This window comes from Tateyamaria pelophila, assembly GCF_019966495.1.
GTDB lineage: Bacteria > Pseudomonadota > Alphaproteobacteria > Rhodobacterales > Rhodobacteraceae > Tateyamaria > Tateyamaria pelophila.
Genome location: NZ_JAIMIA010000136.1, coordinates 1 through 10,852, shown reverse-complemented (window position 1 = coordinate 10,852; position 10,852 = coordinate 1). Strand labels below are relative to the sequence as shown.

Sequence of the window (10,852 nt, the reverse complement as noted above, 5' to 3'; positions counted from 1 at the left end):
TCAGACAGAGCCGCCCGGTTCTCTGCGGTCGCCAGTCCCTCGGTCTCGAACCGGCCCATCTGCGACGTGGATGCGGCATGCGCATCGACGGCACGGCCACCGACAACCTGGCGCATCACGGGATCGAGCGCGAGACGGTCGGCGTCATTGACGTCCCCGTATCCTGCCAACCGGCCGTAGACCGATTGCCGAAACAGCCCGTCGAGCCGGTGGATCGTGTTCTTGCCACGGCGATTATCGCACAGGGCAGCAGACGCCAGATTGGACAGACCGAGCGCGTCATCAAGCTCGCGCATCACCAGAAGGCCGCCATCCGAACTGAGCTGAGCGCCCCGGAATTCCAGCCGCACGCGAGGGTCAAAATCCACACGATCTGCCCGCTGCAAGCCCGCACCCTCTGGGTGATCCATGAAACACATCCTCCGCAGCAACCAACGCCATGATATATATAGAAAATATCACGTTCAAGACAGCGAAATCAGAGATCTACTTGGGGAATGCGGGCGGAATTATCGCTCCTAAATACTTCAACTTGTGTTCAGGTTCGACATGGATGGTAACCTTGGCACCATCCAAATGATCTTTCAAAGACTCCTCCATCCGGTCACAGATTTCATGAGCTTGAAAGACAGTCGTTTCACCGGGCACGACCAGATGGAAATCAATAAATATTGCCGCGCCTGCGTGCCGTGTCCGAAGATCGTGCGCTTGCATTGCGCCATCCAGTTGTGACGCGATAACATTACGGATCGCGTCGAGTGTCTGCGCTGAGACGGCCTCATCCATCAGACCGCTCAGGGACTCTTTGACGATTTTCGAACCTGACCAGAGGATGTTGATGGCCACGAGCGCTGCCAGTGCCGGATCCAGTATCCACCATCCTGTTGCAACAGCCAGAATAACGCCAGCGGCAACCCCGACAGAGGTAAGAACATCCGTAATCAGGTGTTTTCCATCGGCTACCAAGGCCGGTGATTTCTGTGCTCGTCCACGTGTGATCAGCACCCAAGCCCACAGCCCGTTTATGACTGTTGCCGTCATGTTCACAAGAAGCCCTTCTACTGGGGCATCAAGCATGACTGGCTGCATGAAGCCGTGGTAGGCTTCGCGAAAAATAAGCAGTGCGGCAACGATGATCATTACACCTTCGAGGACAGCACTGAAGAATTCTGCTTTGTGATGGCCGTAGGGGTGATTGGCATCAGCGGGTTTCGCCGCGATATGGATCGCGACGAGCGCGGCGAACGCTGTTGCGACATTGACCGTGCTTTCGAGTGCATCTGATAAAAGTGCGACCGAACCAGTTATCCAGTAGGCAAGGGCTTTCAATCCCAAGACAGCAAAGCCGACGAAAATATTGCCAATTGCAAGCTTGATAGTGGTCATGTTGGCCGTTCCTCCAGTCCTGATCACGGCAGTTAGACTGCGCGATACAGTGGTGCAAGCCGCTGACCTTGCGAGTGAAAGTCATGTTCAAATTAATCTATATTTCTATAGCTGGGATGCTCCCAAAACTCCCGCTTCTGGCAGGGGCGTAAAACGCCTCATTTTTGGCTGCTACAAATCCCGTTCAAAACCTAACCAGTTTTCGAAGGTTCTTGGCTCTCTCTTGCGAGCAGACATCCATGCATCACGCAGCATCGGTAAAAATGGGCGCTTCTAACACGTTCGCTGCGCTGGTCACGAATAGCTGGTTTAGGAAATGCCGCCGTTCGCTGCGCCGTGCATGAACTGGTAAAACGCGGACTTTGCTTCCTTTTGATGTAATCAATTCAACGTCTGCTTTGCTCGTTTCAGTGCTCACGTTCGCACAGGCCATGTTCGGACAAAGACGCCAGAACGTAGCAGTCTTCGGATACGCCGTCTTCATCACAGCCCTTCGAAATCCGTACCAACTCTTTCTCAAGCGCTCGGAGGCGTTTGATCTTTGCGCGCACGTCCGATAGCTGCGCCGTGGCGATATTTGTGGCCTCTTGACAGGAACGGTCAGGGTGGCCCTGTAGTTCGATCAAGGCTGCAATCGCTTCGATTGAGAAGCCGAGGTCGCGCGCGTGCTTTATAAAGCTCAGGCGCTCCAGCCCTGCGGCATCGTATCGACGCTGATTGCCATCCGTCCGTTCCGGGGCGTCCAGAAGGCCCGTCTCTTCGTAGTAGCGAATGGTCGGAACCTTGACCTTCGTGCGCTTCGAAAGCTGACCGATAGAAAACATGCGAGAAACCTCTTGACCCTCTAGTCACTAGAGACACTACACTAGGTTCAAGATGAATTTGAAGAGGTCTTGAGATGGCAGGATGCTGCGGCAATGACGCCAAGTTCGACGGCATGTCAGACGTGTACAAACGACGGCTATGGATCGTCATCGCGCTGAACGCCACGATGTTCGTGGTCGAGATGACGGCGGGGCACTTGGCGAAGTCACAGGCGCTTCAGGCGGACGCTCTCGACTTCCTGGGAGACGCGCTCACCTATGGCATTTCGCTCGCCGTGATCGGCGCTTCGATCCGCGCTCGCACAAACGCGGCCTTGGCAAAGGGGATCAGCCTTTTCCTGATGGGCGCTTGGGTGTTCGGTTCAACTGTCTACCGCGTGTTCTACGTCGGTGTGCCAGAAGCCGAGATCATGGGCATTGTTGGTGCTCTGGCTTTGGCGACGAACCTTGCAAGCGTCTTCCTTTTGGTGAGCTACAAGGACGGGGATGCCAACGTCCGCTCGGTCTGGCTTTGCTCCCGAAACGATGCCATCGGCAATGTGGCGGTCATGATCGCCGCCTTGGGCGTCTGGGGCACGGCCTCAGGTTGGCCTGACCTCGTCGTAGCAGCTATCATGGCGAGCCTGTTTTTGTCGTCCTCGTTCCAGATCACCCGCCAGGCGCTCGCCGAGCGCCGCGAGGTCGTTGATCATCAGCATGCTTGAGCAAGATCACGACAAATTGGCTCAGATACAGCCACCAAGGGATGACATGATCAAATACAGAGCAAAAGGACGACTCATATGCATATAACGCGCCGTCACATTATCACCGCCGCTTTAGGTCTTGCCAGCATTGCACCCTTCGCCGCGATTGCGCAGGGGACTCCGTCCATCCACGTTCTCAAGGACCCGAATTGCGGCTGTTGCCGGGTTTGGGTCGATATTCTTCGAGCGGAAGGCTTTCGTGTAACCGAGGAGCGCAGCTTTGGCACTCTGCTGGTTCGGCACAAGTTGGACAATGGTATCCCTCAAGACATGATGTCGTGCCACACGGGCGAGATCGATGGCTACATGATCGAGGGCCATGTGCCGGCTGCAGACATCCGTCGCCTTCTGGACGAACGTCCAGACGCAGTCGGTCTCGCCGTTCCAGGCATGCCCTATGGATCACCCGGAATGGGGCCGGAAGATCAGCGGGAAGCCTACGACGTATTCCTGATCCGGCGCGACGGTAGCACCGAAGTGTTCACGAGTTACGACGCAGCTTGAGGTGAAATTAAACGATCAGAAACAGTAGGGAGAAGACGATGACGCAGCATAGACTGCGATTTATGGGTTTGGGCGCGGTGTTTGTCATCATTGCCACTGTGGCCGTCGGACAGCAGCAACAGGGCGATTGGTGGGGTCATGGGCCGATGGGAACGGGCCACATGTGGTCTGAACGCATGCCTAGCTGGGGGCACGGAAACATGGGACCAGGCCAGCAGCAGCGCATGCAACGACACTGGACTTACATGAACGAGGGCGTGCCCGCAGCTTATCGGGGTGCTCGGAACACTATTCGCGCAACGCCCGAAGCTATTGCGGAAGGCCAGACGCTATACACAGCGAACTGCGCAAGTTGTCATGGAGCCGAGGGTCTCGGAGATGGCGAAGCCGGTCGTTCTCTCGTGCCTTCTCCCGCTCTCCTTAGATGGTTCGTTCAGATGCCTATGTCGGGAGACGAGTATCTCCTTTGGGCAATTTCTGAGGGCGGTGAACGCTTCGGAACGGACATGCCAGCCTTCAGGGATGCGCTGAGCGAAGAAGACATCTGGAAAATCATCGCCTATATGCGCTCCGGGTTCCCGCGATAACGCGCATCGCGAACGCTTCCCAGAGCTATTTGCAGTGCTTCAAAAAATGCACAATTTCGGCGATACCGCCGAAACTGACATTGGTGGAGCGCGCAACATCGGTGACTCTGGGCTTGTCTCAACGGTCTTTAGCTGCGCCAGTCACGAACGGCAGGTTCAGGGTTTGCGGACTTTCGCCACGGTGGGCACGAACTGGCACAGTGCGGACAGAGCGCCAATTCGCGGCGGTTGCGCCAAGGTCCGCTTTAATGGACCAGGCCGTGATCGCAGGAAGTTTTGCTCAGACTTCTTTCAAACGTTCATTTATCTCGTCTATACGCCGCAGACGAGTCCGGCCTGCTAGCCCTGCGCATAAAGTGGCTCGTGTGACGATTTGATGACAGAGCGACGTAACAGACGCATGATTGAACTGCGGGCTCGAGGTTTCAATGCGGCACCGGAAATGCCAGTGCGCCCGATTATCAATCTGGTTTCCGTCATCAGTAATAAGCGCGATTTGCACCCCTAGATTTTGCAACTCATCAAGCGCGAGATCTGTATTTGCCATCCTGCGCCGCAGCGCAATCCAAATCACCAGATCGCCTGGCTGCATCGCGGCAAAATGCTCGCCCAGGCTTTCACCCGCCTGCGGGATGATAGCCGCTTCCGGAACCACCTTGACCAGTTGCCAATAGATGTACTCTGCAAAGCTGCGGCTGATACGATACCCTGCAATCCAAACTTTGCGTGCATTAGTGATCTTATCAGCCAACGCCTCCAAATCGGTGGCATCAATCTGCTCGAATGTCCACGCAATGTTCTGCACTTCCTCTTGCATGCTGGTTGCTAGCTGGCTTTCCTGTGGCACGTTCTCGGCATGGGCGAGAAAATGGCGTGATCCGCTTTGTCGTTCTTCCCGTGCAGCGCGGCGCGCAGTTTCGTAATTGGCAAAGCCTATGCGCCGGACAAATCTGGATACCGTTGCTTTGGAGACTCCACTCAACCGCGCTAGTTCCTGTGCATCATAGGACGCAAGGTCGCCCGGAAAATCGAGCAGGAAGGTGCCCAGCTTGCGTTCCGCGCGATGCAGGCCAGGCAAGCTTGACCGGATACGAGCCAAAAACGCCATGTCTTCGTGAAATTCAAGTTCCATATGTGCACTCTGATCGGCTGGCTCTTCTGGCGCAAGTTTAATGCCCTTCCGATTCGGGAAAAACTTCGAACTCCAACTTTAAATAGTAAGGAACCCTGTCCTATCGGATGTAGAAAATGGTCGGTTTTTCCGAATCGCGCTCAAAAAACAGGCAAAACTTTGGTTCCCTATAGCGTAATGGTAAAATTTTGGTTTCTTATGTTGGTGAAACCACCGCCCTTGTGGAACCATGATTTCATAAAGCCATAACAGGGAAACAGATAATGAAACGCAGACATCTTCTCGGCGCAACTGTTGCCACATTCGCCATGTTGTCCATGCCTGTCCTCGCCGACACCACTTGGCCTGAACGCCCTGTGCGCATTTTGGTGTCCTTTCCACCTGGTGGGTCCAGTGACCTGGTCGCACGGATGCTGGGTGAAAAGCTTTCGGCGTCACTTGGCCAGCAATTCGTAGTTGAAAACAAACCCGGTGCGGCAGGCACTGTCGCGGCCTCGGCTTTGAAAGATGCAGAACCCGACGGCTATACATTTATGCTGTCCAATCTTACTCCTTTCAACGTCGCCCCAATCCGTTTTCCTGACACCCCGTATGATCCGATCGCCGATTTTGATCACATCACTTATATCGGCACCGTGCATCTTGGCCTGTTTGCAGGGCCGTCCATGGGTGTCAGTGACCTTGGTGCGTTGATCGAGGCCGCATCAGCCGATCCAGGCAAGTACGAATATGGCAGCTCAGGTGTTGGTTCTTGGGGGCATATCATTGCCGAGCAGTTCCAGAACGAAACGGAGATCGAGCTCTTCCATATCCCCTACAAGGGGTCTGGTCCGATGCGATTGGACTTCCGCGGTGGCGTAGTCCCTTCGATCTTTGATGCCGTGCCACAGAACTTGCCAGCGGTGGAGGACGGAACTGCAATTCCCCTTGCTGTTACAGCCACAAGTCGACTTTCGTCTTTGCCGGACGTGCCAACCTTTACCGAGTTGGGATATGATATTGTTGCCGAAAACTGGCTGGGCTTCAGTGCGCCAGCGGGTGTTCCTGACGAGATCAAAGTCAAACTGGATGCCGCTTTGACCGAAGCGATGGCCTTGCCGGATGTTCAGGCCCAGTTCGACACTTGGGGGCTGGTGCGCGAACCCAAGACCAGCGCGGAGTTCGAGACCTTTGTAAGTGATTTGCTGGTGCAGTGGACACCTCTGGTCAAGTCGGCGATGGAATGAGTGCCATGATGAAGATAGCCGTCTTTTTTGTGGGTGAGGTACAGGATGCTGGCTTTAATGCCAGTGCCCTTGCAGGCGCAGAGGCCGCTGCCGTCGAGGGTCTGGCCGAGATCTCGATCATTTCAGGCGTGCGTTACGATCATGATGCGATCGGCGCACGTTTGGCCGAAGTTGTGCCCGAGGTTGGCGGGCTCGTGTTTGTTGGCGGCCAGGGCAATATAGCGACCCCGGAGATTGCAGCACGGTATCCCGACAAGAAATTTGCCATCGTGCAGGGAGAAAAGACAGCGGCAAACCTTACCAGCTACGATGTCTTGCAGGAAGAGTCTGCGTTTCTCGCGGGTGCGCTTGCGGCGCGTCTGACGCAATCGGGAACGGTCGGGCATTTGTCTGGCCACCGCGTTCCGCCTGGCCTCAAAGGTCGCGCGGCCTTCGTCGCGGGGGTCAGACACGCCAATCCGGACATTCAAGTCCTCACCGGATTTTGCGGCACGCAGGACGACAGTTCCGTCACCAAGACATGGGCCGCCGCGGAAATTGCAGCCGGAGCAGATATCATCTTTACGATGCTGAACAATGCGCGACCTGGCGCCATTGAAGCTTGCCGCGAAGGTCGGGCACGCCAGATTGGCAACGCTCTGGATTGGGTCGACGTCAATCCGGAGGTTTTCATCGCGTCTGCGATTGCTCGGATTGATCTGGGAGTGAAAGGCGCCATTACGGATATGGTTGCGGGAATAGTCCCAGACACAATCGCCCACCTTGGTTTGGCGGATGGGGATTTTGTATCCCTTTCCATGGGAGATGAAGTCCCCGTTGCCACAAAGGAGTACATCGCAAGACTGGCGCAGGATATTCGGAACGGCACATGCACCGTTCCGAATACCTATGACGGACCCGAATTTCAGCCATAGGAAACCTCATGCAACACAAATCGATAATGTCGCAGATCGGCCCACTCATTATGCTGGCGGCGGGTCTTGCCTTCGTTTTTGGCGCAGTGGCGAGCCTTGATCTCGGCTCGTTTCGCAGGATGGGATCTGGCGCTTTTCCGCTTTTGGTTGGTGGCCTTTTGTCATTCCTGGCTGCGATTGGGCTGGTTCAGAACCTGCGCAACCCAATGAATACAAAGAAGGGTGATCCCATCGCTGTGGTGGGGGTTGTTGGAGGAGTTGCATCCTTTGCCTTTTTGACACCGTTTTTTGGGGTGCTTCCCGCCACGGCCATTGCCGTTTTCGCCACCGGCTCGGCAATCCCGGGCTTTCGCTGGCCGTTTCGCATTGCCTTGGCCGTGGGGGTCGCCATCGGTGTTTGGCTGATCTTTGTGCGCGGGCTGGGCATGCCATTTGTCGCCATCAAGGGCTTTTGATATGGAACTGCTGTCAAATCTCGCTCTGGGGTTCAATACTGCAACCAGTGCGTCCAATCTGTTTTACTGCTTTGCCGGCGTGTTTCTTGGCACCTTCATCGGCGTGCTGCCCGGTGTCGGGCCGCTGGCCGCCGTTGCGATGCTTCTGCCTGTGTCGTTTTACCTTGAGCCGACAACGGCGTTGGTGATGTTGGCGGGGGTTTATTACGGCGCGGAATATGGCGGGTCAATTGCGTCAATCTTACTGAACATTCCTGGAACTCCGTCTTCATCTGTCACCTGTATCGATGGCTATCCAATGGCTCAACAGGGCCGGGCTGGGATTGCCCTTTTTGCAACATCGGTCGCCTCTTTCTTTGGTGGGGTCTTCGGCGTGATTGTGATGGTCCTGCTTGCGCCAAGGCTGGCGGAATTCGCTCTGCTATTCCAACCGGCTGAGTATTTCTCGGTCATGGTTTTGGGGTTGATCGCAGCCTCGATCGTCAGCTCTTCTGGCGTTTTACGCGGATTGATGATGGTGTGCTTGGGTATATTGCTGGGCACAATCGGTGTCGACGTCAACAGCGGGGATGCCCGGTTCACCGCCGGCATTCCAGAGTTGCGTGATGGGGTGTCGCTGGTTGTTGTGGCGATGGGCCTGTTTGGTATCTCCGAAGTCATGGTGTCGCTGCGCGGTGCTACACAAAGCTATGCTGGGCAAAGCGTGCGTGGGCGCGATATATTTCCGACACGGGCAGAGTGGCGCAAGAGCTTTCTACCCGCGTTGCGCGGCTCTGCGATCGGATCCTTCTTTGGCACATTGCCGGGCACTGGTCAGACGGTCGCAAGCTTTGTGGGCTATGCGCTTGAGAAAAAGATCAGCCGCAACAAAGCACAATTCGGCAACGGCGCGATTGAGGGGGTTGTGGTCCCAGAGTCCGCGAACAATGCGGCGGCTCAGACAGCCTTCATCCCGACCCTTACGCTGGGGATACCCGGGTCGACCACGATGGCGTTGATGCTTGGGGCCCTGATGATCCATGGGATTACGCCTGGTCCGCGCCTCATATCCGATCATCCTGATCTGTTCTGGGGTCTGGTCGTCAGCTTCCTCTTTGGAAACTTCTTCCTGCTGGTTCTGAACATCCCTCTAATCGGTCTGTGGGTGCGCCTGCTACGCGTGCCGCACTATTATTTATACCCGACCGTCATTATGATGATCTGTGTTGGGGTCTACGGAATTTCAAATTCGCTGACTGATGTTTGGGCGACGCTTGCCTTTGGTCTCATTGGCTACTTCCTGCGCCTGTTTCATTTCGAACCTGCTCCAATGTTGATTGGCTTTGTTCTCGGGCCAATGATGGAAGAATTTTTCCGTCGCGCCATGCTGCTTTCACGGGGTGACCCGATGGTTTTTCTTGAACGTCCCGGCAGTGCTGCATTGCTTGGTATAGGAGCCCTACTTCTCTGCGCGACCGCATTGCCGTTGAAAAGCATTTTACAGCGGTTGATGCCTCGTACATGAAGTAAGACGAAAATACCCCACATCTCTATTCTGGGTTTTCTTTGTTTAGGTCACTCGTCCAAGTGAGCCGGATCTCAACGGGTCACGCTGGCTTGGTCACTCTTACGTTAGATTCGCAGCATTGCGCGCCCTCTTGCTTCCGTAGTGCTTCCAAAATGTTTGAACGCAAAAAGCCGCCCTGGAGGGCGGCTTCTAAGCGACTGATATATCGAAGTTTTTGGTTGCGGGAGTAGGATTTGAACCTACGACCTTCAGGTTATGAGCCGTGGCGAACGAACCATGAATAACTGCCCGGAACCGCGCTATTCTTCGCATTTTCCGCGACTGGCAGCCCCATGCATCGGATCGTCCCTACGTCGATTTTCGCAAGAAACCGCTGCAAAACTCTCCCTCTTGCTTCCACTATGCTTCCACACGGACAAAGTGTGATGTATCGGTAGCAGGGTAATCATCGCCATCTTGGTAGGCCGTGTGACAGCGTGGTCGTTCGACCATCGCAGGCGAACCGCGGCTTCGAACCCAAGCTACCCTGTTCGAGATTTCGTCATTCCGCGTTAGAAGCGTACCACTGAGATCAACGTCGGCCTTGACCGGACCTTCCTTTCAATCGCAAGGTTGGTCCGCTACCAGCCCAAAGTGGCCGGTCGCTTCGACATCGTCTCGACCAGTTGGAATTTACAGGTCGGCCGATTTACAGACCCGCGCAAAAGTGGTATCTCGCTTGCAAGACACGGGCATAGCGGCCTTTTGATCAGGCTTTGCGTTGCCGACCAGCTCAACAACGTTTAGTGCTGCATTGAAATGCTGGGGCACCCTGTCTGATAAGTCGCTGACCAGCCTCCAACTCCAGCTGATCAAGGTCGAGGCCTGCGTCGCGAGCCACGCATGCGCCGTCACCGTCCCGCTGAGCGAGCAACGATCGCTCACAAAATTGTCGCGTGCAGCGCAGCGTTGTTGCCTTGGATGCAGATGTAGAATTATAAACAACGAAAAACCCCGTCCCAAGAGGAGATGAATATGGCAGACCGAAAGCAGTTCTTATCGCACTCAGAAGAAGACGCTGAACTTCTCCAGCTACTTAAAGCGACCCTCACCGTTGAAGTGAGCGACGAGGTGCTTCACGAACAGCGGGTCAGCTTCGCGTTTGGCAACGCGATGAACGACGAAACAATAACAAAAGACAGCGTCAAACGAGCGAGTGAGAGCATCAGACTGCGCGCTTAATCCACCCAAGGCGGCGGCACTCTCGAGATGCCGCCTGAAAAGGCAGCATGGCACTTAGGAAATCAGAGCATCCGCATCTCTTTGAGCGTGTTCAAGAGCAAAACCTGCTCAGGCAATATGACCTCCTAACGAACTGTGTCGAGATTGGCATTGAGAAAGACATCGATGCCTTTGACCGATATACTTTGTGGGCACTAAACCCGACATTCCCCAAGTGGCCTGCCATCTGACGCGAAGATTGCCTGATCAGGCCTGTGGATCAAGTATCTCTTTCCTCTGAGGGTCTCCGGAGTTGCGGAAACGCCTGAAGGCGGGTGCCTTATGCTTCGAAGCGATGCTGTGCTGGCCCG

12 protein-coding genes are annotated in these 10,852 nt (G+C 55.2%); 8 read left to right on the top strand and 4 right to left on the bottom strand.

Features of this window, described 5'->3' with window-relative positions; all coding sequences use genetic code 11:
• The 3 genes from LC354_RS23695 to LC354_RS23685 all read right to left on the bottom strand — a co-directional run.
• A partial coding sequence (locus LC354_RS23695; protein ID WP_223421634.1) for a transposase occupies positions 1–410 on the bottom strand: 410 nt, incomplete at its 3' end.
• 76 nt (positions 411–486) lie between these two features.
• Positions 487–1,386 carry a cation diffusion facilitator family transporter gene (locus LC354_RS23690; RefSeq protein ID WP_223428448.1) on the bottom strand — a complete coding sequence of 300 codons (900 nt, stop codon included), beginning with the start codon at positions 1,384–1,386 and terminating at the stop codon, positions 487–489.
• A 407-nt stretch (positions 1,387–1,793) separates the two neighbouring features.
• Entirely contained in the window at positions 1,794–2,210 is a 417-nt protein-coding gene (locus LC354_RS23685) for a MerR family transcriptional regulator (RefSeq protein ID WP_223428447.1), read from the bottom strand.
• 74 nt (positions 2,211–2,284) lie between these two features.
• On the opposite strand from LC354_RS23685, the gene LC354_RS23680 reads away from it, so the two are divergent.
• The 3 genes from LC354_RS23680 to LC354_RS27950 all read left to right on the top strand — a co-directional run bounded on the left by LC354_RS23680 (position 2,285) and on the right by LC354_RS27950 (position 4,047).
• Complete coding sequence (locus tag LC354_RS23680) at positions 2,285–2,914, top strand: cation transporter (RefSeq protein ID WP_223428446.1); 630 nt, start codon at positions 2,285–2,287, stop codon at positions 2,912–2,914.
• A 78-nt stretch (positions 2,915–2,992) separates the two neighbouring features.
• Positions 2,993–3,460, top strand: coding sequence for a DUF411 domain-containing protein (locus tag LC354_RS23675; protein ID WP_223428445.1), 468 nt, complete (start codon positions 2,993–2,995; stop codon positions 3,458–3,460).
• Positions 3,461–3,498: 38 nt separating this feature from the next.
• Positions 3,499–4,047, top strand: coding sequence for a c-type cytochrome (locus tag LC354_RS27950; protein ID WP_317849390.1), 549 nt, complete (start codon positions 3,499–3,501; stop codon positions 4,045–4,047).
• Between the two features lie 280 nt (positions 4,048–4,327).
• On the opposite strand, the gene LC354_RS23665 is transcribed toward LC354_RS27950, so the two are convergent.
• Complete coding sequence (locus tag LC354_RS23665) at positions 4,328–5,179, bottom strand: MurR/RpiR family transcriptional regulator (RefSeq protein WP_223428444.1); 852 nt, start codon at positions 5,177–5,179, stop codon at positions 4,328–4,330.
• A gap of 263 nt (positions 5,180–5,442) precedes the next feature.
• Between LC354_RS23665 and LC354_RS23660 the strand changes: the two genes are divergently transcribed.
• The 5 genes from LC354_RS23660 to LC354_RS23640 all read left to right on the top strand — a co-directional run bounded on the left by LC354_RS23660 (position 5,443) and on the right by LC354_RS23640 (position 10,502).
• Positions 5,443–6,405: a Bug family tripartite tricarboxylate transporter substrate binding protein gene (locus tag LC354_RS23660; RefSeq protein WP_223428443.1), complete on the top strand. Its 963-nt coding sequence runs from the start codon at positions 5,443–5,445 to the stop codon at positions 6,403–6,405.
• A 5-nt stretch (positions 6,406–6,410) separates the two neighbouring features.
• A complete protein-coding gene (locus LC354_RS23655) occupies positions 6,411–7,319 on the top strand; it encodes a BMP family ABC transporter substrate-binding protein (RefSeq protein WP_223428442.1) in 909 nt (302 codons plus the stop codon).
• Between the two features lie 8 nt (positions 7,320–7,327).
• On the top strand, positions 7,328–7,774 hold the full coding sequence (locus LC354_RS23650) for a tripartite tricarboxylate transporter TctB family protein (protein WP_223428441.1): 447 nt from the start codon (positions 7,328–7,330) through the stop codon (positions 7,772–7,774).
• 1 nt (position 7,775) lies between these two features.
• Positions 7,776–9,278: a tripartite tricarboxylate transporter permease gene (locus tag LC354_RS23645; RefSeq protein ID WP_223428440.1), complete on the top strand. Its 1,503-nt coding sequence runs from the start codon at positions 7,776–7,778 to the stop codon at positions 9,276–9,278.
• 1,017 nt (positions 9,279–10,295) lie between these two features.
• Positions 10,296–10,502, top strand: coding sequence for a hypothetical protein (locus LC354_RS23640; protein ID WP_223428439.1), 207 nt, complete (start codon positions 10,296–10,298; stop codon positions 10,500–10,502).
• Positions 10,503–10,852: the final 350 nt, after the last annotated feature.

Bases quoted from the DNA above. Each gene is read 5' to 3' on its own strand.
- LC354_RS23690 (WP_223428448.1), bottom strand. From the start codon at position 1,386: ATGACCACTATCAAGCTTGCAATTGGCAATATTTTCGTCGGCTTTGCT.
- LC354_RS23685 (WP_223428447.1), bottom strand. From the start codon at position 2,210: ATGTTTTCTATCGGTCAGCTTTCGAAGCGCACGAAGGTCAAGGTTCCG.
- LC354_RS23680 (WP_223428446.1), top strand. From the start codon at position 2,285: ATGGCAGGATGCTGCGGCAATGACGCCAAGTTCGACGGCATGTCAGAC.
- LC354_RS23675 (WP_223428445.1), top strand. From the start codon at position 2,993: ATGCATATAACGCGCCGTCACATTATCACCGCCGCTTTAGGTCTTGCC.
- LC354_RS27950 (WP_317849390.1), top strand. From the start codon at position 3,499: ATGACGCAGCATAGACTGCGATTTATGGGTTTGGGCGCGGTGTTTGTC.
- LC354_RS23665 (WP_223428444.1), bottom strand. From the start codon at position 5,179: ATGGAACTTGAATTTCACGAAGACATGGCGTTTTTGGCTCGTATCCGG.
- LC354_RS23660 (WP_223428443.1), top strand. From the start codon at position 5,443: ATGAAACGCAGACATCTTCTCGGCGCAACTGTTGCCACATTCGCCATG.
- LC354_RS23655 (WP_223428442.1), top strand. From the start codon at position 6,411: ATGATGAAGATAGCCGTCTTTTTTGTGGGTGAGGTACAGGATGCTGGC.
- LC354_RS23650 (WP_223428441.1), top strand. From the start codon at position 7,328: ATGCAACACAAATCGATAATGTCGCAGATCGGCCCACTCATTATGCTG.
- LC354_RS23645 (WP_223428440.1), top strand. From the start codon at position 7,776: ATGGAACTGCTGTCAAATCTCGCTCTGGGGTTCAATACTGCAACCAGT.
- LC354_RS23640 (WP_223428439.1), top strand. From the start codon at position 10,296: ATGGCAGACCGAAAGCAGTTCTTATCGCACTCAGAAGAAGACGCTGAA.